Origin of the sequence: Cycloclasticus sp. PY97N (assembly GCF_002443175.1) — a bacterium.
Classification (GTDB): domain Bacteria; phylum Pseudomonadota; class Gammaproteobacteria; order Methylococcales; family Cycloclasticaceae; genus Cycloclasticus; species Cycloclasticus pugetii.
Window position 1 is genome coordinate 686,771 of record NZ_CP023664.1, and the last position, 22,169, is coordinate 708,939.

Sequence of the window (22,169 nt, forward strand, 5' to 3'; positions counted from 1 at the left end):
TACGCAAAACCAACTGGGCAACTAAGCCGCTGTTGATTAGGTTGTTAAACAAAGACGATACAACGGTTTTTGTAAACTAATACTTTGTGCATTAGGTGATGCCGGATAGCGCGAGATAACACAATTTTTTCATTGTCTTGGCCCTTGCGTTTTAAATCTTCGATATTATCGTTATGCCTGATGCGTACAATATCTTGTTCAATAATAGGGCCTGCATCTAGTTCAGTGGTGACGTAATGACTAGTGGCACCAATAATCTTGACCCCTCTTTCATGCGCTGAATGATACGGCCTAGCGCCTGGAAAAGCGGGTAAGAAAGAATGGTGAATGTTAATAATTTGATGCGGGTAATGGTCTATAAAGTTGGCGCTTAATATTTGCATATAACGAGCCAGCACAATAGTGTCTATTTGATGCTTGGCAAGTAAGTCAAGTTGCGCCTGTTCTTGCTGCTGCTTGTTGTCGGCAGTGATGGGTATGTGATGAAAAGCAATGCCCGCGTTTTCGGCAAGTGATTGATGGTTTTTGTGGTTGCTGATGACTAGGGGGATCTCGACGTCCCACTCGCCGGATTGGTAGCGAGAAAGAATGTCGAACAAACAATGCCCATGCTGTGAAACAAACAGTGCAAGTCTAGGTTTAATGTCAGAAAATGCTATCTGCCAGTTCATATTAAGCGCCGAGCCAACTTCTTCCGAAAAGGTTTTTTGAATCTGTTCGCGGTCAATAGAAAAGTTTTCTAGTTGCCACTCAACACGCATAAAGAAGTGCTTATCTGCAGTATCGACATGTTGTTCTAAATCGACGATATTGCCATTATTCTTAGTAAGAAAATTGGTAACTTTTGCGATAATGCCAGCTTGATCAGGACATTCTGCTAATAAGATGGCGGTGGTTTGTTGGTTCAAAATAAGCCCTGTTTTAGCTGGTTTGTAAGTTAGGGGTGAAGTGCATCTGACCGAGCAATTGGTGTGTTTTTTGAATACGGTCTTGTAATGCAGAAGGGGTGTATTGTTTAGCGCTCACATGGCCCCATATAGGATTTGGCCAAGCGGCATCATGTTTATAACGAACAATATGATGAAGGTGCAATTGCGGGACCATGTTTCCTAATGCGGCGATATTCATCTTGTCAGCGGAAAAGGCTGCGCTTAACGCTTGGCTGAATTGTAAGGATTCATCTTGTAGTGTTTGTTGGTCCTGCTTATTGAGCTGAAATGCTTCGACAATGCCTGCTTGTCGGGGCACAAGAATGTACCAAGGGTAATTGGCGTCTTTGCTCAGTAAAAGTGCACACAAAGGAAAATCGCCTAGGTAATAACAATCTTCAGCAAGCCTTGGATGTAATTCAAAGTCCATGTTTATGGCTCCTCACGTTTCCAATGACCTGATTTTCCGCCCTTTTTTTCAAGCAAACGAACACCTTGAATAGTCATACCGCGGTCAACCGCTTTGCACATATCGTAAATTGTCAGTAAGGCTACCTGAGTAGCATTGAGGGCTTCCATTTCAACACCTGTTTTGCCCGATGTGGTGACGGTGGTTTGGCAAGCAATCAAGTTATTTTGCGTATCAGGTTCCAGTTTAATGTCCACATGGGTAATTGGTAAGGGGTGGCATAAGGGCACAAGGTCAGCTGTTTTTTTGCTGGCCATAATGCCAGCGATCCGTGCAATACCCAGCACATCGCCTTTTTTATTATCGCCGTTCATCACCCGTTGTAAGGTGGCAGCGCTCATTTCAATAAAGCCTTCAGTTACGGCTGTCCGGTCGGTATCGGCTTTGGCGCTAATATCGACCATATGAGCATCACCGGCGGTGTTAAAATGTGTGAGTTCAGACATAATCTAGTGGCTCGATTCGTTTGTTAACATGATAATATAATCAATTATGACACAATCAAATAGTCAGATGTATGAAGAAGCGATGTCTGTAAAAGTACTTTATTTTGCCAGTTTAAAAGAGCTGTTCGGGCGTAGCGAGCAACAGCTTAATATTGACGGCCTAAAAACGGTCGAAGATGTTTGGAAGCATGTGAGCAAGGGGTACGATGTATCCCAGCAGGTGCTGTATTCGGTTAATCATGAATATGCGCAGGCGGACTCGTTAGTACATGCTGGCGATGAAGTGGCTTTTTTTCCTCCAGTTACGGGTGGTTGAGAATGATTAAAATTATTCAAAAAGCGTTTGACCCTTGGCATGAGTTAGCAACCTTTCAGCGAGAAATGAAGCGAGAAGGTGAGTTTGGTGCTTGTGCTAATTTTATTGGAACGATGCGTGATATGAACGAGGGAGATGCCGTCAACGGAATGTTTCTTGAACATTATCCTGGAATGACCGAAAAACACTTGGAAAAGATCGTTCAATCGGCAAAAAAACAGTGGGACCTGCTGGAAACATTAGTTATTCATCGAGTAGGGGCGCTATTGCCAAATGATCCTATAGTCTTGGTGGCTGCTTGGTCGGTACATCGTAAAGATGCGTTTGAGGCGAGTCGTTTTATTATGGAAGATTTAAAAAGTAAGGCACCTTTTTGGAAAAAAGAGAACCTTAGTTCTACCGCTTTGCAGGCAGAAAAAAACCGCTGGGTTGAAAAAAACACCAGCGGTTATTGATCAGAACAAGCCGTTTAGAAGTTAGGCTTTTCTTCTATAGCGTTGTAACGAGCAACACTTTCTGTAATTTCTTTGGCGGCACCATCAACACCTTCCCATCCTTCAACTTTTACCCATTTATTCGCTTCTAAATCTTTATAGTGTTCAAAAAAGTGAGCGATTTGTTTTAAGGTAACCGGTGAGATATCTTCATAGGATTTAACATCATCATACAAGGGTGTCAGTTTTGATACAGGCACAGCCAATACTTTGGCATCTTCACCTGCTTCATCAGTCATCTTTAAAACACCAATAGGACGACAGCGAATAACCGAGCCATTCATCAAAGGAATGGGTGTAATAACGAGCACATCCACTGGGTCACCATCATCAGAAAGTGTATGCGGCACGTATCCATAGTTACATGGGTAATGCATGGCAGTGCCCATAAATCGGTCTACAAATAATGCGCCAGATTCTTTGTCTACTTCATATTTAATAGGATCAGAGTGAGAGGGTATTTCGATAATAACGTTAACGTCATGGGGTAGATCTTCCCCAGAAGGGACTAGGTTAAGGCTCATGTTTTTTCCTATGTTTTTATGTTGGATTGAATGTTGTGCCGCATTATACAGGGAGGATTTGATTTAATTAAGCTTTCTGCTTGCACCATACCAGTAGGCAGAGTAAAAAAGAGAAGGCGTGGTGTTTTTATGAAGCTAATCAACGGGAAATAGAATAATCATCAGGAGAAAACTATGGAGTTGAGTCACTTATTGCCCCCTATTATTGGGTGTTTTGGTTTGTATGCAGCGAAATATGTATATAGCTTGGTAATGAAGTACCCGGAAGGTGAGGGTGTTGTCGCAAAAATTGCTGAGCAAATTCATTTAGGCGCAATGGTTTTTATGAAGCGCGAATATAAAATGCTGGTTAATTTTGCGGCCGCTTTATTTGTTTTAACATTTATATTTTTAGGTTGGGCAACAGCACTTTGCTTCTTAGTGGGCGCGTTGGCCTCTGGTGCGGCTGGTTATATTGGTATGAATACAGCCACCAAAGCGAATGTTAGAACAACAACGGCCGCTCATACAGATGGCGCCGAAGCAGCTCTTTCAGTTGCTTTCTTTGGTGGTTCAATTATGGGGCTAGCGGTAGCCTCTCTTGGCCTAATGGGTTTAGGCTTGATGTATTTATTTTTTGGCAGTGACCCCGAAAGCTCACATGCTATACATGGTTTTGCGATGGGCGCCTCAGTTGTTGCGCTGTTTTCTCGTGTTGGTGGCGGTATTTTTACTAAAAGTGCAGATGTTGGTGCGGATTTGGTGGGGAAAATTGAAGCGGGCATACCAGAAGATGACCCGCGTAATCCGGGCGTGATAGCTGATAATGTTGGCGACAACGTGGGCGATGTTGCTGGCATGGGCTCAGATATTTTTGAATCATATTGCGGATCAATGATTGCGACCATTGCGATTGCATCAACGATGTCTGCTGTTTTGCTGTCAGAGCTGGGCGCACAGTCCAGTTTAATGTTTTTACCCTTGGCATTGGCCTCGATTGGTTTGCTTTGCTCAATAGGTGGTATTGTTATTGTTAAAAACAACGCTTCCAAGTCGCCAGAAAAAGCACTACGTATGGGAACTATGGGGGCATCTGCTTTATTTATTGTTGTGGCTTTGCTACTTATTTTGATGATGGATGTGAGTAATTATGTTTGGGTAGCGGTTTTGGCCGGTGCAGTAGGTGGTATGGTAATTGGCTTAGTGACAGAATATTACACTGCAGGAGCGCCGGTTAAACATATCGCTAAATCAGGCGAAACGGGCCCTGCAACCGTGATGATTACAGGCTTATCTGTTGGTATGCAATCAGTCGCTATCCCAGCATTTAGTATTTGTGGAGTGATTGCGGTTTCCAGCCACTTTGCTGGTTTATACGGTGTGGGTATTGCTGCGGTGGGCATGCTGGCGACTGTTGGCATAACTATGGCCATAGATGCTTATGGCCCCGTTGCAGATAACGCCGGTGGTATTGCTGAAATGGGGGGATTGGGCGAGGAAACCCGTAAAATTACAGATTCGTTAGATGAACTGGGTAATACAACAGCAGCGATAGGTAAAGGCTTTGCTATTGGTGCAGCGGCATTAGCGGCCTTGGCGATTATTACTGCGTTTATAGAAACAGTATCGGTACATGTGCCAGATTTCTCTTTGCAGTTAAATGATCCGCAAGTATTAATTGGTTTATTTATTGGTGGGGTTATTCCGTTTGTTATTGCTGCATTGACGATGACAGCTGTCGGTGATGCGGCATTTGAGATGATTAAGGAAATTCGTCGCCAATTTAAAGAGATTGATGGATTATTAGAAGGAACAGCCGAGCCAGACACTGCTCGTTGTGTTGATATTGCAACAACAGCGGCACTTAAGAAAATGATTGTGCCCGGTGTGATTGCAGTGAGTGCACCTCCTTTGGTTGGTTTTTTTATAAGCGCCGAAGCCTTAGGTGGTATGTTATCAGGCGCATTACTGTGTTGCGTGTTGTTAGCATTGATGATGGCGAACGCCGGTGGTGCTTGGGATAATGCTAAAAAGTACGTTGAAAAAGGGAATTTAGGGGGTAAAGGTTCTGATACGCACACAGCCGTGGTGGTAGGCGATACGGTAGGCGACCCCTTTAAAGATACATCGGGCCCTTCAATGAATATCTTGATTAATGTAATGGCGATTGTAAGTTTGGTTATTGCGCCGTTGCTCGGGTAGAGCGTAAAAGGGTATAAAAAAAGCGGCTTACATGCCGCTTTTTTTATATGTGAACTTCTTTATCAGGCCAGATAAACCCGATGGATCGTTGGGGCGCCTCTTCTTTTATTTCTATCGCGTGGCAGAGCATTTGTACACTGGATTGGTGAGCAAACATCACGCAGCTATTCCCGCCCATTTTGCCTTCAATTCTAATACCGTGGAAACTGACTTGAGAGAGTTTTAACACGTCAATTTGAATGCCACCTTGTAGAACGGCCACAATAGCTGGTTGTAGGCCTTCTTCAAGTGATTGTCGCCAAGATAGGGCTTCATCAGCAATGGCTTTCATTAACACGCCGGCACTTCTAAACTCATTACTTTCTTGTAAGTTAGGCGTGTCATCCTCTGAAAGGGCGCAAGAATGAATTTGACCAATGTCTACGTTGACTAGATTTGAACCAAGTAAGGGTTCTGCTTTTGTTGGAATCTTTTTGCTTTTTGTTGGTTTGCTCATAATGTTCTCTAATTTTTCATCTTATTGGTAAACTTTACCACGATATTTGATCCATCCGGCTGGGTGTATGCCTCTAGGGTCATGATGGGTCCAGTGAATAACACCACCTTTTATATTCCACTTATATTCTCCCTTAAATGTAATAGGGTCGTCTTTTTTTAAGGCCTTTACTCGAGGAGCTAGGTCAATATTATGCGCAACCAAGACTGTTAATACGGGTGAAATACGGACAATAAATTTTTGATGCCTGCTGCCATTGTTATCATCGGCTAATAATTTGCTCACGGTGCCTGTGGCAGTGATAATTTTATCGCTTTGTTTATTGTTATAAGCGCTTATTAACGCATCAGTTGAATACGTGGACGTAGAAGAGCTTGAGTCATGAGATGTATCAAGGGGTAGATGCTGTTTGTTAAAGAAGGCGAAAAAAATAATGATCGCTATTATTAGAACAAGATACTTTCTCATGGATGTAAAGTTTACAAAGGATTGTTTTGGGGTAAAAAAAAGCCGTACATAGCATTAACGATATATACGGCTTTTATATAGGGTGCTGGAAGCTTTTAATGTGTGATTTTTTTAGGTAATTCTTTAGCTTGCTCAACCCAACTTTCTACTTGTGATAAGGCGGGAACTTTACGGACTAAATTTTTATCTTCATTCACCTGTGCCATTTTAGCGTGTAAGTTCTCGGCGTTTCGTTGCTTTAGATCTGGTACCGTGTCAACGCCAGCGCATTCCAATAAGTCTGCATATTGTGTGCTGACACCTTTAATACGCGTTAAATCTGCGCGGTTGGCCCAGCCTAGGATAAGTTTCTCACTCAAGCCAGACTTTTCGGCAATTTCTTTGCGTCCTTTTTTTGTACAGCAAACCTCTAATAAATTCTCAATTGATGTTAAACCGGCGTCCCTTAGTTTTTCTGCATATGCTGGTCCAATTCCTTCTATATCAGATAATGCGGTCATCTTTCTCTCCCTATGTTGTTTTGTCGAGTTGACGTTAAAAACTTTACACTCATCTGTCCTTGTTTAAAACTACTTTAGTAATGAACCTAGGAGACCGCGTATGAGTTTACCGCCAATTTTAGTTCCAATGGCTCGGGCGGCGCTTTTTATCATGGCGTCCATTGGGTTATTGGTAGAGCGTTGAGGTTTCTTACGAGTGGGTTTTTTTCTGGCTTTTTCTTCTTCAATATCGAGCGCACGTTTTTCTGCTTCTTCTGCTCTTATTTTTAAGAGCTCATGAGCGGATTCTCGATCAATAGGCGTGTCATACTTTCCGGATACAGGAGAACGGTCAAGTTTTTCTGCGCGTTCTTTCATCTTTATCGGGCCAATTTGTGATTCAGGTGGGCGAATGAGCGTTCGCTCAACCTGTGTAGGGCTACCGTTTTCGTCAAGTGTGGAGACTAAGGCTTCGCCAATACCTAGCTCAGAAAGGCATGTTGTAATATCAATGTTTGGGTTTTGTCGAAACGTTTGAGCCACCAGTTTGATAGCTTTTTGGTCCTTAGGTGTAAATGCTCGTAAGGCATGTTGTATACGTAAGCCTAATTGCCCTAAGACATTTTCCGGAATATCCATAGGACTTTGGCTGATAAAATAGACGCCAACACCTTTCGACCGAATGAGTCTTACAATTTGTTCGATTTTGTCGGTTAATGCTTCCGGTGCATCGTCAAAGAGCAAATGCGCCTCATCAAAGAACATAACAAACTTTGGTTTATCTGCATCACCGACCTCCGGTAAGTTTTCGAATAATTCAGACAGTAACCATAATAAAATAGTGGCGTATAAACGAGGTGACTTTTGCATGAGTTGCGTTACATCCATCACATTGATGAATCCTCGACCTGACCAGTCAATACGCATTAAATCCTCAAGCCTTAAGGCTGGTTCACCTAAAAAATTTTCTACTCCTTGTTGTTGTAAAATGAGCAGATCACGCTGTATTGCGCCAATGCTGGAGGAGGTGATATTGCCATACTCGCCTTTTAGTTCTTTGGTGTTATTGCTCACCCATGTCAGCATTGATCTAAGGTCGTTGAAATCGAGTAACAATAATCCGTTATCATCTGCAATTTTGAAGCAGGCGTATAAGACACCCGTTTGAGTATCATTTAATTCGAGTAAGTTAGATAGAAGTAGCGGGCCCATATCGCTGACAGTTGTGCGTAATGGGTGACCAAGTTTTCCATAAACATCCCAAAAAACTACTGGTGAAGCTTGCGATTGATAATCTGTTATTTTGATTTTCTTAATACGCTCTTCGATTTTTGGGTGTGCTGATGCGGCGTTAGCAAGTCCAGATAAGTCCCCTTTAATATCAGCCATAAAGACAGGGACACCAAGCTTGGAGAACCCTTCAGCTAACACCTGAAGTGTCACGGTTTTTCCAGTGCCTGTAGCCCCCGCAATCAACCCGTGTCGATTGCCCATTTTAGGGTTCAATTTTATTTGATCAGTAAGGTTGCCGCCAATTAACAAGTTAGATTCATTCAACATTGATAAGCACCGTTTATTTTTGTTGAGTTAATAGCCTTCACAACCATAAAAATAGTGAAAGCAATAATTATAAAATCGACCACCGTTTAAATAAAAACTAACGTATTTAATGACCGCAGCAGGTACTTCGCTGACAGCTTCTTGAATAGTGACGAGAAGAAGTAATTCATCTGTGGATGGTATAATCCTGTCAGCTAAAAATGATGAAAGGGTCCTTAACTACAAGCCGTGCGAATGATGATGCTAATCACCATACCAACGGCATTTCTTTGTACAGTAAATCCTTTCATCATGCTTATTTTATATTTCTTATATTAGTCAGTTGTTCGAGTAGCCACAATAGTTATTTTTGTTGTTAGATTTCATGTCTTATTTAACATGAGAAAAATGTTAAAAATATCGATAACTTTTGTTAATCAGGTTGCGTTAAATAAAAGATGCATGTCTTGGCGTGCACACGCTAAAATATTTACTCCCTTTAAGGATTAAATAATATGTTGGTATACCCTCAAATAGACCCCGTTGCGATCAACCTCGGGCCATTGGCTGTTCACTGGTACGGCCTCATGTATCTTGTTGGGTTTGTGGGGGCATGGTTGTTAGGTCGGTATAGGGCTAAAAAGGTGGGCTGGAGTGTTCAGCAAATTGATGACCTTATTTTTTACGCGGCGATGGGAGTGGTATTGGGTGGCCGTATTGGCTATGTGTTATTTTATAACTTCCCTGCTTTTATCGATAACCCTGTTATTTTGTTAAAAATATGGCAAGGCGGTATGTCTTTTCACGGGGGGTTATTGGGTGTGCTTGTTGCCATGTACCTGTTTGGCAAAAAATACCAGCATCACTTTTTTGAAGTGACTGACTTTATTGCCCCTTTGGTACCGATTGGTTTAGGGGCGGGACGAATTGGTAATTTTATTAATGGTGAGCTGTGGGGTAAACCGACTGATTTTGCGCTAGGTATGCTAGTGCCAGGGTTAGGTAATATGCCTAGGCACCCTTCACAATTGTATGAGTCGGTACTAGAAGGCTTTGTGCTATTTTTTATTTTATGGATTTATTCAAGCAAACCAAGAGCAAGGATGAGCGTGTCGGGCCTGTTTTTAATCGGTTACGGTGCCTTTAGGTTTGCGGTTGAGTTTGTCCGGCTGCCCGATGCGCATTTAGGCTACTTAGCATTTGGTTGGCTAACCATGGGGCAAATTTTGACCTTGCCAATGTTGCTGTTAGGAGCCGTCTTAATGCTGAAAGCAAAACAAAAAGGCTAAGTTAATGAAACAATATTTAGAGTTAATGCAAGATATCCTCGATAACGGGACAGATAAAGAAGATAGAACGGGAACTGGAACGCGGTCAGTGTTTGGTCGGCAGATGCGCTTTGACTTATCGAAAGGTTTTCCGTTGGTAACAACTAAAAAATTACACTTGCGATCTATTATTCATGAACTGTTATGGTTTTTAAATGGCGATACAAATACACGCTATTTGAAAGATCATGGCGTAAGCATTTGGGATGAATGGGCCGATGAAAAGGGTGATTTAGGCCCAGTTTATGGTCACCAGTGGCGTTCTTGGCCAACTCCTTCTGGCGAGAATATTGACCAAATCAGTGAGGTGTTGGCGCAAATTAAAAACACCCCCGACTCTCGCCGAATGATAGTGAGTGCATGGAACGTGGGGCAGATACCGGATATGGCCTTACCACCATGCCATTTATTGTTTCAGTTTTATGTCGCTAATGGGAAACTGTCGTGTCAGTTGTACCAGCGCTCAGCTGATTTCTTTTTAGGGGTGCCGTTCAATATAGCCAGCTATGCCTTGTTAACCCATATGGTTGCTCAGCAAGCAAACTTAGAGGTTGGTGACTTTGTTTGGACAGGGGGAGATGTGCATCTCTACAGCAACCATTTTGAACAAGCAAATTTACAGCTATCACGTGATACTTTAGCGTTGCCTCAATTACAGATAGCAAGAAAGCCCGCCTCATTATTTGATTATCGGTATGAAGATTTTGAGATCATTGGTTATCAATCCCATGCCGGGATTAAAGCACCGGTCGCGATTTAATGATTTCTATGATTGTTGCAATGGCTGAAAACAGAGCCATTGGGAAAAATAATGAGCTGCTTTGGCACTTACCTAAAGATTTTCAGCATTTTAAGTCGGTCACCATGGGGAAGCCTATTTTAATGGGGCGTAAGACGTTTGAATCGATAGGAAAGGCATTACCGGGCAGAAAAAACATTGTTATTACCCGTGATAATAACTTTACGGCTGAGGGTATTGTCATTGTTCATTCAATTACAGCAGCCCTAGAAGCGACGGAAGAATTTGATGATGTGATGGTTATTGGTGGCGCAAGTTTTTATGAGCAAATGTTACCGGTGACAGAGACATTATATTTAACGGTGGTCCATCAAGATTTTGAAGCAGATGCTTTTTTTCCTGAGATCAAAGCCGAAGATTGGGAGGTTGTTGAGCAGGTTAAGCATGAAGCGGATGAAAAGCACGCTTACCCGTATTCATTTATAACCTATCGACGAATCTAATAAGGTTCTAATGAAGCGTCACAATCTAGCGAGATTATGCGCTCAGTTCCATCCAGTGTCATGGCGCTTAATTGGCCACCCCAAAGACAGCCAGAGTCTAAACAAAAGGCGTTGTTTTGTTTATTGAGGCCTAAAGTTGACCAGTGACCAAACACTATTTTTTCCTGGGCTGTTTGCCGCTTAGGTACTTCAAACCAAGGTATTAAGTGAGGCGGACTATCTGCTGGCGAACCTTTTTCTTTAAACTCTAAATGTCCTTGTTCATCGCAAAAACGCATTCGGGTAAAACAATTAATAATAAAGCGCAAACGTGCATGACCTGACAAGCTGTTATCCCAGTGGGTAGGCTTGTTACCGTACATACTTGCTAAAAAGGGATCGAATAAGTCGCTCTGAAAGGCTGCTTCCAGCTCCTTTGCATATCGTTTAGCATCTTCAAGTGTCCATGGGGCAGGCAAGCCTGCGTGAATCATTGTATAGCCGAGTGTTTTGTCGTGATGTAAGAATGGAAGCGACCGAACCCAGTGAATAAGCTGGTCGGCATCGTGAGCCTCTAAAATATCAGCAAATGTATCTGTGCGATGTGCTTTCTTGTGACCACGTGCGGATGCTAAAAAATGGCATTCATGATTACCTAATACACTGTGGGCGCTGTCGCCTAGCGAGATGATAAAACGTAATGTTTCTAATGATTTGGGACCTCGATTGATGAGGTCGCCAGCAAACCATAGTTGATCTTTGTTAGGATCGAATTGAATTTTATCCAATAGCCGGCGAAGAGAATCATAACAACCTTGAACATCACCGATGGCGTAGGTTGTCATAACAGCGCCTTAGTGCAAGGTTCTTGGCGTGGATAAAGAAAAGGGCGCAATGGTAGCGGTGAACTTTTCGCCATCAGCATCTTGTAGATGATAACTGCCTTGCATCGCACCTACCGATGTTTCAATAACCGCACCGCTAGTATATTGAAAAGACTCGCCTGGTTGTAGGTGAGGCTTTTCGCCAACGACGCCTTCGCCATGCACTTCTTGAACTTTGCCATTAGCATCAGTGATAATCCAATGACGGCTCAAGAGTTGTGCCTCAATATTACCGGTATTTTTAATTGTTATAGAATACGCAAAGACGTAACGTGCTGCTTCTGGTTCAGATGAAGAGGCGATGTAAGTAGTGTCTACATCGACTTGAATCTTTTGACGTTTTATATCACTCATGGTTTTTATAAATAATAGCGTTTGCCCAATGTGGGTGGTTGTTCATAATAAATTGGCCTTTACCTTCAAATATAAACAGTATCTGAAGTAAGATGGTCTTCAGCGATATTATCTAGGAAAACGTGAATTGAGAGTACATATTTTAGGTATTTGTGGCACCTTTATGGGCGGGCTTGCCGTTATGGCGAAACGTTTAGGCCATACCGTTACTGGTTCAGATGCAGGTGTTTACCCTCCCATGAGTACTCAGCTTGAAGCCGAAGGGATTGAGTTGATGCAGGGGTATAGTGCTGATAACTTAAGGGTAAAGCCAGAGATTGTTGTGATAGGTAATGCACTGTCGCGAGGCAATGAAGAGGTTGAAGCGGTGTTGAATCTAAATCTGCCTTACACATCAGGTGCACAATGGTTGGCCGAACATGTATTGCAACATCATTGGGTGTTAGCTGTCGCTGGCACGCATGGCAAAACGACAACCAGTTCGATGTTAGCGTGGATCTTAGAGGACGCTGGTTTAAAACCAGGTTTTTTAATAGGTGGTGTGCCGCTAAATTTTGCTATATCTGCTAAGTTGGGAGAATCTGATTACTTTGTGATTGAAGCGGATGAATATGATACGGCCTTTTTTGATAAACGTTCGAAGTTTGTACATTACCGGCCAAAGACCTGTATTTTAAATAACCTTGAGTTTGACCATGCTGATATTTTTGATGACCTTGGTGCGATAAAACGCCAGTTTCATCATTTGGTAAGAACGGTGCCAAACAATGGGCTGTTGATTTCCCCTTCCGGTGATGAAAACTTAGACGAGGTGCTCATACAAGGTTGCTGGTCTCCGGTAGAAAAATTTGCTAAACAGTCATCAGCTAAAGCGACTTGGTTTGCCGATAACCTTGACGCAGGTGAAGGCGAGTTTGATGTGTATTATCAAGGTGATTTTATGGGGCGTGTGTGTTGGAGCTTAAGCGGGCAACACAATGTATCAAATGCCTTAGCTGCTATTGCAGGGGCAGCTCATGTGGGTGTTAAGCCGGCCACCGCAATTAAAGCGCTGGCGCGATTCCAAAACGTTAAACGTCGAATGGAAGTTCGAGCGGTTGTAAATAATATTACCTTGTACGATGATTTTGCCCATCACCCAACGGCCATTGCTAGCACCTTGGCGGGTTTGCGAGGAAAGGTTGCAGATCAACGGATAATAGCGGTGCTTGAACCACGATCCAACACTATGAAAATGGGCGTGCACAAAGAGACCTTGTTACCCTCGTTAGAGCAAGCAGACCTTGCTTTTGTTTTTATGCCGGATGAGATGGACTGGCAAATGGAGATGGGTAATTATCCCAATATTAGGCTTTTTAAAACCATTGATGATTTAGTGGCAGCCATCGTTAGTGTTGTGCAATCAAATGACCATGTGTTATTTATGAGCAATGGTAGTTTTAGCGGTATTCATCAAATAATTGAAGACAGATTAAATTCGTAACACGGCCATGCAAATTTCAACAAACAATGTCCCTATTTTTCCATTATCCGTAGCCCTTTTTCCAGAAGGGGTTTTGTCGCTAAGAATTTTTGAAACGCGATACCTCGATATGGTGAGCCGTTGTTTAAAACAAAATATGCCTTTTGGCGTTAATATGATTGAAGATGGTCATGAGGTAGGTGATGCAGCCAAGTGTTATGCAATAGGCACATTAGCTAAAATCATCAATTGGGATCAGTCAGCCGATGGCGTGCTGCAAATCGAGGCATTAGGTTGTCAGCGATTCAGCATAGTAGATAGCCAAGTGTCTGATCAACAGTTAAGAACTGCCAGTATTAAAATTTTAGAGGAACCTGTGGGCGCAACGATTCCTGCTGAGTGCTCTGAGTTAATCACGATGTTAAAAAGAATACTTAAAAAGCATCAGCCCAATAACTCATTGGATGAAACAAGGTTTAAAGATGCAAACTGGGTAAGTTGCCGCCTAACAGAAGTATTTCCAATGGAAAATATTATGCGCCAACGATTGCTTGAAATAGACAATCCTACCGAGCGATTAGAGGTGATTTTGGGTTTGTTATCGGCCCATTGAATTGTCTTTGTTTATCGACTTGTAGAAGAGTTTTTATCTGCTATATTTTAAAGGTTAAAAAAATTTATGACCGGGTGGTTTTGGGTATGTGTGTGAAAACAAGGAGTAATGAAGGCAATGAGCGATCGAGAATATCTTGCTCGTTGTTTTGCTTGGATAGATTTTTTCAGGGGCAATATTTATGCTTGAACACTTGCTCAAGCTCTAAAGCCATTGGTGAGTTGCACTCACAAGATGAAAGCGTGGCATATTGAGATGGTGGCCACTTATGAGAGCAAGGCTAGGTGGCCAGTTGTTAATCATGTGGGTCGTTGCCTAATAGCTGTACCTGTGCGCGCCAATCTGACCCCCTTTTTTGAGTGGCAGCAATCTGCTGTCTGTTTACTACAAAAAGCAATTAATTAAAGGGGATAAGCTTGTTAAGTACAGTGAAGCTTTCTTATCTCCCTGTCAGGTATCAATTTATCTTGTTAATGATGGTGATGGCGTCAGCACTGATTGTTTTTTATTCTGTGTTTGCCTATCAGCATGAAAAGGCTGAGTATGCTAAAGAGTCAGTCAGCGAACTGAAAGCTATCACTCAGGTCTTAGAAAATGATTATGCTACCTTGGTATTGAATGGGGCTCCAAATTTGCGTGAGGAATTATTGCGCAAATGGCAACAGTTTCCTGTTCTTGAGCATGCCGACCTTGCGGGGGGGGCTGGGCAGACTATTTTGCATTATTCAAAATCTGCACAAGCACATCAAAATATTCAACTTGTTGAGCCGGATACAATAAAAGCAGTCGACAACCTACTGTTATACAAAAGTATTGTAGTGTCTGGAGATGAGGAAGTAGGTGCTGTCACTTATGCCATTTCTACTGATAGTTCTGAAAAGCTTCTAATAGCGCTAAAGGAGTTGATTGTGATCTCAATTCCTATCGCGTTTGTTTTGGCAATTCTTTTGTCTATCTGGTTGCAAAGTATTTTCGTCAAGCCATTACAGGATTTAATGGAGGATATCAAAGACATTACACTTGAACAGGCTTATGCCAAGACAATCTTCGTCAATAAGGCAGATAGCAGTGAGTATGCTGAAATGGCGAAGCACTTTAATAGTTTATTGCAACGGATGAATGCAACGTTGAATGAGGTTGAACAATCAAAAAAAGTGGCTCAGGAGCTGGCTTATTATGATGAATTAACAGGCCTTGCGAATAGACGGCTGTTAACAGAACACATGGAGTACATTCTCGATATTGCTATCAGAGAACACCGGCACGGTGCGTTACTGTTTATTGACTTAGACAACTTTAAAACACTGAATGATTCACGTGGTCATGCAGCCGGGGATGAACTGCTAAAAAAAGTAGCCGCTAGTTTGAAGCAGGTTTTCCGTGGGGTTGATACGATTGCTAGATTGGGCGGAGACGAGTTTGTTATTTTGTCAGGTCAGCTGGAAGGCTCTGAAGAGGCGGTCATTAACCAAATTCATTCGTTAATGTTGAAGTTACGACATGTTTTAAGTGAAAAATTCATTATTCAAGGTGAGGTTTATCATTTAACAGCGAGTATTGGCATTACCACATTCCCAAATATGGCCACGACCCCTGAAGGGCTGATGAAGCAGGCTGATACTGCAATGTATCGTGCCAAAGAAGGTGGTCGTGATGGTTATCGTTTTTACCAGCTTGAGATGCAAGCAGATGCAGATGCTAAATTGCAAATGGAGACAGACTTAAGACATGCTCTTAGTGCTAATGAGTTTGAATTATATTATCAACCTCAGGTAGATGAGTTTGGCCGAATTTCAGGGGCTGAGGCCTTGTTACGCTGGTTTAAAAAAGATGGAGAAATGGTGTCCCCGTCGGAGTTTATACCAATAGCTGAAATGACAGGTCTTATTTTACCGATTGGTGAGTGGGTTATAAAAGAAGCCTTCGGGCAATTGAAAAAATGGAAGCAAGCAGACATTACTCCAGACTTTAGGTTATCAATAAATATCAGTCCATATCAATTCGATCAGGATAATTTTCTTGAGACCATAACAAGTTTATTGAATGAATCAGGTGTGTCTGCAAGTTATGTGACGTTAGAGATGACTGAAGGCATCACTGTTAAAGATATACACCTGACTATTGATAAAATGCATGCGTTGACAGATCTCGGCTTTAAAATCTCGATGGATGATTTTGGCACGGGGTATTCGTCGCTAATGTATTTGAAGAAGCTGCCGCTGAGTGAATTAAAAGTCGATCAGTCATTCGTTCGAGATTTGCACGTCGATCAATCGGATGCGGAAATTGCCGCTACGATTATTGCGATGGCTAAAAGTTTGAGCTTGGATGTGGTCGCCGAGGGTGTTGAAAAGGAAAGCCAATTGAGTTTTTTAACCTATCACGGGTGTTCTGTCTTTCAAGGGTATTATTTTCACAAACCAATGCCAGCAAAAGAGATGGATGATTTATTATTTAGAAATGTGGTTGTTTTATAAAGGCTGACAAGCAATGGTTTGGCTTTTGATAGTACGATTTAACGGGTTTTAGTAAGGGTTAAGCCATCAGTTTATTAACGTTGTTTGAGTATTTTGTAAAAAGCCCAGATAAGCACAGCAAAGAGCAGGGTGAAAGGCCATCCATTCTCAAGGTTAGTGGTGATGAGGGTCGTCGATTTTCCAAAAAAAAAGCCGGGTATGAGATAAGCAGGCGCCCATAAAGCCGAAGCAATAAGGTTAGTAGGAATATAATGTTTAGTAGGCATGTCTAAAATACCAGCAATAAGTGGAATAATCGCGCGAATAGGGCCAATAAAACGCCCAATCAAAATACTAATTGCGCCATACTTTTCAAAAAATTCGTGGCCGTTTTTTAATACATCCGGATTGTTTTTAAACCAAGCGATGGTGTAAATTTTTTTATCGTAGTGCTTACCTAAGGCAAAGCTTAGTCCGTCGCCAAATGATGCGCCTGCTGCCGCCCACATAACAGTGCTAGCCATATCTAATGTGCCATTGCTAATAAGTGTGCCGACTCCAAACATAATAGCGACACCTGGTATAACTACCCCAATAATAGCCAGTGATTCAACCATGGCAACTAGAAAGACAATAAGGCCTGCCCAAGTTGGGTGCTGGTTAATTAGCTGTGTGAAGGTGTCAAGCAGTTCGGCAAACATTCAGTTCAGTTGTTACTCAGTTTGGTTGCGCATAAAATCTGCGGTGTTAAAGAATGCTTGCATCAATTCATCGTGCATGGCTTTTTCGATATTCATTTTGTGGAGAGCTTTATCCATGCAGTGTAGCCATTGATCACGCTCTTTAATGCCAATGGAAAAAGGTAAGTGGCGCGCTCGTAATCGTGGGTGACCATATTTTTCAATATACAACGAAGGGCCGCCGAGCCACCCGCTTAAAAAAAGAAATAATTTGTCTTCAGCCTCCGTTAAATCGGCCGCATGCATGTCACGAATTGTTTTAACGTCAGTGTTGTTGTCCATGGCCTCGTAAAAGTACTTAACAAGTTGACGAATAACTGTTTCACCACCTAGTTTTTCGTATTGGGTGAGTTTATAGGTTTGGCCAGGTTTTAATGTGTCAATCATGTTAATTTCTCAAAGGCGACCTTGGCAGCATGAAGTGTGTCGTTAATATCTTGTTCACTATGCGCAGCAGAGACAAACCCAGCTTCAAAGGCAGAAGGGGCGAGGTAGATCCCTTGTTCTAACATAAGGTGAAAGAATTGTTTGAAGCGTGCCTGGTCGCATGCCATGACTTGGCTAAAGCGGCGAATATTTTTGTGCTCAGAGAAAAATAGGCCAAACATACCGCCCACTTGGTTGGTAGAAAAAGGGATGTTGGCTTCTTTAGCAATGTTGTTTAGACCATCCAATAACTGCGTGGTACGGAGTGATAGTTGGTGGTAAAAATCAGGTTGGCTAATAAGCTCAAGTGTTGCGAGCCCAGCAGACATAGCTAGGGGGTTGCCTGATAGGGTGCCAGCTTGGTAGACAGGGCCATCAGGTGCAAGTTCAGCCATGATTTTAGCGCGGCCGCCAAAAGCACCGACAGGCATACCACCCCCAATGACTTTGCCTAGTGTGGTTAAATCGGGCGTTACGCCATACACTTGTTGTGCGCCACCAAGCGCGACGCGAAAGCCACTCATCACTTCATCAAAAATCAGCACAATGCCGTATTGGTCACATAATGTTCGTAAGCACTCAAGGAAGCCGGTTTCTGGAGGTATGCAGTTCATATTGCCAGCGACTGGTTCGACGATAATACAGGCGATGTCATTGCCGTTGGTTTTTAATAATTGCGAGACCGCTTCAGCATCATTATAGGGAAGCGTTAGGGTGTGGTCGGCCAGTGAGGCTGGTACACCCGGTGAGCTGGGAACGCCAAAAGTGAGTGCGCCAGAACCGGCTTTTACCAATAATGAATCGGAGTGACCGTGGTAACAGCCTTCAAATTTAATGATATTGTCACGGCCTGTGTAACCACGAGCTAAACGTATAGCACTCATGGTGGCTTCTGTTCCGGAGCTGACCATGCGTACTTTTTCAATGGATGGTACTAGTTGGCACACTTTTTCTGCCATCGTGGTTTCAATAATGGTGGGTGCACCAAAACTAAGCCCTTTTTCGGCCGCTGTTTGGACGGCTTTAACAACATCGGGGTGGCTATGGCCTAAGATCATAGGGCCCCAGGAACCAACATAGTCGATATATTGTTTATTGTTAGTATCAACAAGGTATGCGCCCTTTGCATGGTCGATAAAAACAGGGTCTCCACCGACACCTTTAAAGGCGCGAACCGGTGAGTTAACCCCGCCAGGAATAGATTGTTGTGCTTGATCAAAAAGAGAAGAGTTGCTCATATCAATGGGTGGTTTATTTGAATAACGGAACATTATAAGCAATAAAGATGAAGGACTTAAAAAAAGCAGGCATTAGCGGGTTAAAAAGTTTTGAAAATAGCTCAGGCGGCTATCGCAAGCTCGTTTTAAGTGCTGAGGGTTAAATTAATTAGGGGCAGAAACGACGATACCACGATGAATAAAGTCATTAATTATGGATAGCCCTCCTTGTATAACAACGCTAGGGTCTGGGTGTTGAAGGTTTTTAGCTAATGTTGACAAAATGTCTTTGGTTAATTGGCTTGTGTTGTCGGCTAATGCGATAAGCAAGGCATGTGTTGTTGGTGTTATTTCTAAAAAGCATATTGTGTGCTCAATATTGCGGTAAACGGCTAGGTATGTTGGCTGATCGGGTGGTTCGGCGGGTAAAAAGTCAGGCGAAATTTTATGTACGGGGTAGGTATAGGCAGCAACTAAGGCTGTTGGCGCAACGGTTAAAGCTTGATTGAAAGGGTCGCTAATGGGAGGGTAGGCTTCATCGTCAGTAATGGAAACGATAAACTCAAGCCATTCATAATGAGCTAGCTCTAGTAGGAATGGAGTATCATCAATGGCGTCTGAATTACTTGTGCGTTCGTGCTCTAAATAGTGGATAAACTCTTGGGGAATGTCAGAAAAGTAGGGGCTTTGACTTGGGTGACGATGATAAAAATCTCTACAGATATTTTCCCATTGTTGTTCAGAGCAAATAGTCTTAACAACCGGGAATCCATCACTAAGCGCGCTGGCAATATTGGTGAACAGAAGGTCGCGGTATATATTTATGCGTCGTTCTTCAATATCACTCGGTTTTGGCGCATTTTTTGGGTCACGAATATAGCGGGTGAATGCATGTTGAGTTTGCATGAAAGAAGGCGCGTTATTTTGCGACACGTTTTTGACCTGATTGGGGTGAATAATTTAATTGGGCTTGATGAATAAGGTGAACCTCGTCGAGTAACTCAGGTAGTGGTGGAATATTAAAGTCACGCTCCAATAGGGTGGGAAATAGGCCAAAATTGTCGTAAGCTTTATCGAGTAATTGCCAGACAGGATCAATGACATTAGCACCGTGAGAATCAATAATAATATCGTCGGCTTCGTTATAGTGTCCTGCAATATGTGCATAGCTTATGCGGTCACCGGGTAGTGCTTTCAAAAATTCTTCCGCACTGTATTTATGGTTTACGCTGTTGACATATATATTGTTAATATCGACCAGTAACTTGCAATCGGCTTTTTTTATCACTGCGTTAATGAAATCAATTTCTTCCATTTCCTTACCAGGGGCAGCATAGTAAGAGGCATTTTCAATGGCAATTTGTTGGCCAAGAATATCTTGTACGTGGAGAATCCTCTCAGCTACGTATTCAACTGCTTGCTGAGTAAACGGGATGGGCATCAGGTCGTATAGGTGACCGCCATCACTACAATAGCTGAGATGTTCGGTATAAACCTTAATTTGATGTAGTTTAATAAAATCTCGAATGTCGCGAATGAACTTAACGTCTAGTGGGTCTGGGCTACCTAGGCTGAGTGACAAACCATGTGCTACAAAAGGAAACTGTTCGGTTAAGGCGCGTAACTGCTTACCATATCGACCACCGATTTTTATCCAGTTTTCAGGAGCGATTTCATAAAAATCTATATTGCTAGGCGGCTTTTCAACTAGCGGGCCTATAAAGGCCCGCCTTAATCCAAGCCCAACTCCATGAACGGGAAAGGTATTAATCATTGCTAGCTAGCGTTACTTCTTAGAGCCACATTTACCTTCTTTTGCTTTGTTAGCAGCTTTTTCAGCGCCACATTTACCTTCACCGCATTTTGCTTCTTTTACTTTGTCAGCAGCTTTTTCAGCGCCACATTTACCTTCACCGCATTTTGCTTCTTTTACTTTGTCAGCAGCTTTTTCAGTACCACATTTACCTTCACCGCATTTGCCTTCACCGCATTTACCTTCGGCAAGCACCATGTAGCCAGTTTTTAATTCAGTTGCGCCAAATGGGTTTGTGTCTGCGTTTACGACTGGAGTAAATGCCATTGAGGTGACAAAGGCAGCCCCTAACGCGGTGATGATTGGTTTTTTTGTAGGGTTTTTCATAAGAATATCCTGTTGTTTTTTTATTCTCGGGTCACTGTTTATTTCAGTGCGTTTGTCTGCAGTACCGACAAGAGTAAGCCGGTTTACTATATGCGCTTTAATAGACCAAGCAAAGTTTAAAAAACTTACAGCTTGTTTTAGTTTTACTAGAATTAATAAGCTTGATTTAAAAATGATCTAATAGATGGTTTTGTCTTTAAATTCACATAAATCTTCAATGACGCATGAACCGCAGCGTGGTTTTCGAGCAATACATGTGTATCGACCATGAAGAATCAGTAAATGATGGGCATCAAGCTTGTGTGCTGTTGGTACGTTTTTTTCAAGTTTCTTTTCAACCTCTAAGACATTTTTACCGGTGGCAATTTTAGTGCGATTACTGACCCTAAAGATATGCGTATCAACAGCGATAGTCGGAACACCAAAGGCAGTGTTTAGAACAACGTTTGCCGTTTTTCGCCCAACGCCCGGTAAGGCTTCAAGTTCCTCGCGAGTTTGAGGGACTTGGCTATTATGCTGTTCCATTAACATTTTACAGGTTTTGATAACGTTGCTGCCTTTGGTGTTAAAAAGCCCGATAGTTTTAATATATTCTTTGAGTCCTTTTTCACCGAGTGCAAAAATAGCTTCAGGCGTGTTGGCAATAGGGAATAATTTATCGGTCGCCTTGTTAACTCCCTTGTCGGTAGCTTGAGCAGAAAGGATAACTGCAATTAAAAGCTCAAAAGGTGAGCTGTAATTAAGTTCGGTTTCAGGTTCAGGGATAGCTTGAGCGAGTCGCTCGAATATTTCTAGGCGTTTAGCTTTGTTCATAAGTGAGTTGAGTTATTGTGTAAGTATCTGTTTATTAGCGCTTAAATAGCATTGGTGGGGGAATGTTGAGAGGCATTGATGGTAAGCAATAAACCACTTATTAGGAAAAGGGATAAGCGTTTGCTGAAATGGTTTAACATACCGGTATGCCTTTTGAAGGTAAGTCGAAAAGTT

26 protein-coding genes are annotated in these 22,169 nt (G+C 42.4%); 9 read left to right on the forward strand and 17 right to left on the reverse strand.

Translation table 11 applies throughout. From position 1 onward, the window contains the following. Positions 1-44 precede the first annotated feature (44 nt). The 3 genes from purU to moaC are packed head-to-tail and all read right to left on the reverse strand — an operon-like array spanning position 45 to position 1,844. Positions 45-908 (reverse strand): formyltetrahydrofolate deformylase, encoded by an 864-nt coding sequence (gene purU / locus CPC19_RS03365; RefSeq protein ID WP_016390529.1) that lies wholly within the window; start codon positions 906-908, stop codon positions 45-47. A 13-nt stretch (positions 909-921) separates the two neighbouring features. Continuing rightward, positions 922-1,359 carry an HIT domain-containing protein gene (locus CPC19_RS03370; protein ID WP_016390530.1) on the reverse strand — a complete coding sequence of 146 codons (438 nt, stop codon included), beginning with the start codon at positions 1,357-1,359 and terminating at the stop codon, positions 922-924. Positions 1,360-1,361: 2 nt separating this feature from the next. Continuing rightward, the gene (gene moaC / locus CPC19_RS03375; protein WP_015006692.1) at positions 1,362-1,844 is read right to left on the reverse strand and encodes a cyclic pyranopterin monophosphate synthase MoaC; all 483 of its coding nucleotides are present in this window, start codon (positions 1,842-1,844) and stop codon (positions 1,362-1,364) included. A 46-nt stretch (positions 1,845-1,890) separates the two neighbouring features. Between moaC and moaD the strand changes: the two genes are divergently transcribed. Both moaD and CPC19_RS03385 read left to right on the forward strand, forming a co-directional pair. Continuing rightward, positions 1,891-2,160 carry a molybdopterin converting factor subunit 1 gene (gene moaD, locus CPC19_RS03380; RefSeq protein ID WP_020932094.1) on the forward strand — a complete coding sequence of 90 codons (270 nt, stop codon included), beginning with the start codon at positions 1,891-1,893 and terminating at the stop codon, positions 2,158-2,160. 2 nt (positions 2,161-2,162) lie between these two features. Further along, positions 2,163-2,615 (forward strand): molybdenum cofactor biosynthesis protein MoaE, encoded by a 453-nt coding sequence (locus tag CPC19_RS03385; protein ID WP_016390531.1) that lies wholly within the window; start codon positions 2,163-2,165, stop codon positions 2,613-2,615. 14 nt (positions 2,616-2,629) lie between these two features. Here CPC19_RS03385 and ppa read toward each other — a convergent pair whose 3' ends face one another. Beyond that, entirely contained in the window at positions 2,630-3,178 is a 549-nt protein-coding gene (ppa, locus tag CPC19_RS03390; protein ID WP_015006689.1) for an inorganic diphosphatase, read from the reverse strand. A 174-nt stretch (positions 3,179-3,352) separates the two neighbouring features. Here ppa and CPC19_RS03395 point away from each other — a divergent pair, with 174 nt between their 5' ends. Beyond that, positions 3,353-5,359, forward strand: coding sequence for a sodium-translocating pyrophosphatase (locus CPC19_RS03395; protein WP_015006688.1), 2,007 nt, complete (start codon positions 3,353-3,355; stop codon positions 5,357-5,359). Positions 5,360-5,402: 43 nt separating this feature from the next. On the opposite strand, the gene CPC19_RS03400 is transcribed toward CPC19_RS03395, so the two are convergent. From CPC19_RS03400 to CPC19_RS03415, 4 genes are all read right to left on the reverse strand, one after another. Beyond that, positions 5,403-5,855 carry a hypothetical protein gene (locus CPC19_RS03400; protein ID WP_015006687.1) on the reverse strand — a complete coding sequence of 151 codons (453 nt, stop codon included), beginning with the start codon at positions 5,853-5,855 and terminating at the stop codon, positions 5,403-5,405. Positions 5,856-5,876: 21 nt separating this feature from the next. Next, positions 5,877-6,323 (reverse strand): DUF3465 domain-containing protein, encoded by a 447-nt coding sequence (locus CPC19_RS03405; RefSeq protein WP_016390532.1) that lies wholly within the window; start codon positions 6,321-6,323, stop codon positions 5,877-5,879. A gap of 95 nt (positions 6,324-6,418) precedes the next feature. Beyond that, the gene (locus CPC19_RS03410) at positions 6,419-6,823 is read right to left on the reverse strand and encodes a DUF4332 domain-containing protein (RefSeq protein ID WP_016390533.1); all 405 of its coding nucleotides are present in this window, start codon (positions 6,821-6,823) and stop codon (positions 6,419-6,421) included. A gap of 69 nt (positions 6,824-6,892) precedes the next feature. Further along, on the reverse strand, positions 6,893-8,362 hold the full coding sequence (locus CPC19_RS03415) for a helicase HerA-like domain-containing protein (RefSeq protein WP_016390534.1): 1,470 nt from the start codon (positions 8,360-8,362) through the stop codon (positions 6,893-6,895). A gap of 494 nt (positions 8,363-8,856) precedes the next feature. Here CPC19_RS03415 and lgt point away from each other — a divergent pair, with 494 nt between their 5' ends. Genes lgt through CPC19_RS03430 form a run of 3 tightly spaced genes read left to right on the forward strand, consistent with a single transcriptional unit; the run spans position 8,857 to position 10,911 of the window. Beyond that, entirely contained in the window at positions 8,857-9,630 is a 774-nt protein-coding gene (gene lgt, locus CPC19_RS03420; protein ID WP_016390535.1) for a prolipoprotein diacylglyceryl transferase, read from the forward strand. A gap of 4 nt (positions 9,631-9,634) precedes the next feature. Then, positions 9,635-10,429 carry a thymidylate synthase gene (gene thyA / locus CPC19_RS03425; RefSeq protein ID WP_016390536.1) on the forward strand — a complete coding sequence of 265 codons (795 nt, stop codon included), beginning with the start codon at positions 9,635-9,637 and terminating at the stop codon, positions 10,427-10,429. Continuing rightward, the gene (locus CPC19_RS03430; protein ID WP_015006681.1) at positions 10,429-10,911 is read left to right on the forward strand and encodes a dihydrofolate reductase; all 483 of its coding nucleotides are present in this window, start codon (positions 10,429-10,431) and stop codon (positions 10,909-10,911) included. Before thyA ends, CPC19_RS03430 begins: the two co-directional genes overlap by 1 nt. Here the strand turns inward: CPC19_RS03430 and CPC19_RS03435 are convergent. Both CPC19_RS03435 and apaG read right to left on the reverse strand, forming a co-directional pair. Next, complete coding sequence (locus CPC19_RS03435; protein WP_016390537.1) at positions 10,908-11,735, reverse strand: symmetrical bis(5'-nucleosyl)-tetraphosphatase; 828 nt, start codon at positions 11,733-11,735, stop codon at positions 10,908-10,910. The genes CPC19_RS03430 and CPC19_RS03435 overlap by 4 nt on opposite strands. Before the next feature lie 9 nt (positions 11,736-11,744). Next, positions 11,745-12,128, reverse strand: coding sequence for a Co2+/Mg2+ efflux protein ApaG (gene apaG / locus CPC19_RS03440; RefSeq protein ID WP_015006679.1), 384 nt, complete (start codon positions 12,126-12,128; stop codon positions 11,745-11,747). 127 nt (positions 12,129-12,255) lie between these two features. Here apaG and mpl point away from each other — a divergent pair, with 127 nt between their 5' ends. From mpl to CPC19_RS03455, 3 genes are all read left to right on the forward strand, one after another. Beyond that, positions 12,256-13,611: a UDP-N-acetylmuramate:L-alanyl-gamma-D-glutamyl-meso-diaminopimelate ligase gene (gene mpl, locus CPC19_RS03445; RefSeq protein WP_016390538.1), complete on the forward strand. Its 1,356-nt coding sequence runs from the start codon at positions 12,256-12,258 to the stop codon at positions 13,609-13,611. 7 nt (positions 13,612-13,618) lie between these two features. Continuing rightward, the gene (locus CPC19_RS03450; RefSeq protein ID WP_015006677.1) at positions 13,619-14,203 is read left to right on the forward strand and encodes an LON peptidase substrate-binding domain-containing protein; all 585 of its coding nucleotides are present in this window, start codon (positions 13,619-13,621) and stop codon (positions 14,201-14,203) included. A gap of 416 nt (positions 14,204-14,619) precedes the next feature. Beyond that, positions 14,620-16,680, forward strand: coding sequence for a bifunctional diguanylate cyclase/phosphodiesterase (locus tag CPC19_RS03455; protein ID WP_236610536.1), 2,061 nt, complete (start codon positions 14,620-14,622; stop codon positions 16,678-16,680). 74 nt (positions 16,681-16,754) lie between these two features. Here the strand turns inward: CPC19_RS03455 and CPC19_RS03460 are convergent, their stop codons facing one another. The 7 genes from CPC19_RS03460 to nth form a co-directional block, all read right to left on the reverse strand. Continuing rightward, positions 16,755-17,360 (reverse strand): DedA family protein, encoded by a 606-nt coding sequence (locus CPC19_RS03460; RefSeq protein ID WP_016390541.1) that lies wholly within the window; start codon positions 17,358-17,360, stop codon positions 16,755-16,757. Between the two features lie 12 nt (positions 17,361-17,372). After that, positions 17,373-17,786, reverse strand: coding sequence for a group II truncated hemoglobin (locus tag CPC19_RS03465; protein ID WP_016390542.1), 414 nt, complete (start codon positions 17,784-17,786; stop codon positions 17,373-17,375). Then, on the reverse strand, positions 17,783-19,063 hold the full coding sequence (hemL, locus tag CPC19_RS03470; protein ID WP_016390543.1) for a glutamate-1-semialdehyde 2,1-aminomutase: 1,281 nt from the start codon (positions 19,061-19,063) through the stop codon (positions 17,783-17,785). The genes CPC19_RS03465 and hemL overlap by 4 nt, the downstream gene beginning before the upstream one ends. A 144-nt stretch (positions 19,064-19,207) precedes the next feature. Next, complete coding sequence (locus CPC19_RS03475) at positions 19,208-19,948, reverse strand: DUF2063 domain-containing protein (protein WP_015006671.1); 741 nt, start codon at positions 19,946-19,948, stop codon at positions 19,208-19,210. A gap of 13 nt (positions 19,949-19,961) precedes the next feature. Continuing rightward, positions 19,962-20,816 carry a DUF692 domain-containing protein gene (locus CPC19_RS03480; protein WP_015006670.1) on the reverse strand — a complete coding sequence of 285 codons (855 nt, stop codon included), beginning with the start codon at positions 20,814-20,816 and terminating at the stop codon, positions 19,962-19,964. Between the two features lie 12 nt (positions 20,817-20,828). Further along, positions 20,829-21,182: a hypothetical protein gene (locus CPC19_RS03485; RefSeq protein WP_015006669.1), complete on the reverse strand. Its 354-nt coding sequence runs from the start codon at positions 21,180-21,182 to the stop codon at positions 20,829-20,831. 177 nt (positions 21,183-21,359) lie between these two features. Further along, entirely contained in the window at positions 21,360-21,995 is a 636-nt protein-coding gene (gene nth / locus CPC19_RS03490) for an endonuclease III (RefSeq protein ID WP_016390544.1), read from the reverse strand. Positions 21,996-22,169 lie beyond the last annotated feature (174 nt).

Bases quoted from the DNA above. Each gene is read 5' to 3' on its own strand.
- CPC19_RS03480 (WP_015006670.1), bottom strand. From the start codon at position 20,816: ATGATTAATACCTTTCCCGTTCATGGAGTTGGGCTTGGATTAAGGCGG.
- CPC19_RS03385 (WP_016390531.1), top strand. From the start codon at position 2,163: ATGATTAAAATTATTCAAAAAGCGTTTGACCCTTGGCATGAGTTAGCA.
- CPC19_RS03395 (WP_015006688.1), top strand. From the start codon at position 3,353: ATGGAGTTGAGTCACTTATTGCCCCCTATTATTGGGTGTTTTGGTTTG.
- CPC19_RS03460 (WP_016390541.1), bottom strand. From the start codon at position 17,360: ATGTTTGCCGAACTGCTTGACACCTTCACACAGCTAATTAACCAGCAC.
- ppa (WP_015006689.1), bottom strand. From the start codon at position 3,178: ATGAGCCTTAACCTAGTCCCTTCTGGGGAAGATCTACCCCATGACGTT.
- nth (WP_016390544.1), bottom strand. From the start codon at position 21,995: ATGAACAAAGCTAAACGCCTAGAAATATTCGAGCGACTCGCTCAAGCT.
- lgt (WP_016390535.1), top strand. From the start codon at position 8,857: ATGTTGGTATACCCTCAAATAGACCCCGTTGCGATCAACCTCGGGCCA.
- CPC19_RS03435 (WP_016390537.1), bottom strand. From the start codon at position 11,735: ATGACAACCTACGCCATCGGTGATGTTCAAGGTTGTTATGATTCTCTT.
- hemL (WP_016390543.1), bottom strand. From the start codon at position 19,063: ATGAGCAACTCTTCTCTTTTTGATCAAGCACAACAATCTATTCCTGGC.
- CPC19_RS03400 (WP_015006687.1), bottom strand. From the start codon at position 5,855: ATGAGCAAACCAACAAAAAGCAAAAAGATTCCAACAAAAGCAGAACCC.
- moaD (WP_020932094.1), top strand. From the start codon at position 1,891: ATGACACAATCAAATAGTCAGATGTATGAAGAAGCGATGTCTGTAAAA.
- CPC19_RS03485 (WP_015006669.1), bottom strand. From the start codon at position 21,182: ATGAAAAACCCTACAAAAAAACCAATCATCACCGCGTTAGGGGCTGCC.
- moaC (WP_015006692.1), bottom strand. From the start codon at position 1,844: ATGTCTGAACTCACACATTTTAACACCGCCGGTGATGCTCATATGGTC.
- thyA (WP_016390536.1), top strand. From the start codon at position 9,635: ATGAAACAATATTTAGAGTTAATGCAAGATATCCTCGATAACGGGACA.
- CPC19_RS03405 (WP_016390532.1), bottom strand. From the start codon at position 6,323: ATGAGAAAGTATCTTGTTCTAATAATAGCGATCATTATTTTTTTCGCC.
- apaG (WP_015006679.1), bottom strand. From the start codon at position 12,128: ATGAGTGATATAAAACGTCAAAAGATTCAAGTCGATGTAGACACTACT.
- CPC19_RS03370 (WP_016390530.1), bottom strand. From the start codon at position 1,359: ATGGACTTTGAATTACATCCAAGGCTTGCTGAAGATTGTTATTACCTA.
- CPC19_RS03465 (WP_016390542.1), bottom strand. From the start codon at position 17,786: ATGATTGACACATTAAAACCTGGCCAAACCTATAAACTCACCCAATAC.
- CPC19_RS03410 (WP_016390533.1), bottom strand. From the start codon at position 6,823: ATGACCGCATTATCTGATATAGAAGGAATTGGACCAGCATATGCAGAA.
- CPC19_RS03430 (WP_015006681.1), top strand. From the start codon at position 10,429: ATGATTTCTATGATTGTTGCAATGGCTGAAAACAGAGCCATTGGGAAA.
- CPC19_RS03450 (WP_015006677.1), top strand. From the start codon at position 13,619: ATGCAAATTTCAACAAACAATGTCCCTATTTTTCCATTATCCGTAGCC.
- CPC19_RS03415 (WP_016390534.1), bottom strand. From the start codon at position 8,362: ATGTTGAATGAATCTAACTTGTTAATTGGCGGCAACCTTACTGATCAA.
- CPC19_RS03475 (WP_015006671.1), bottom strand. From the start codon at position 19,948: ATGCAAACTCAACATGCATTCACCCGCTATATTCGTGACCCAAAAAAT.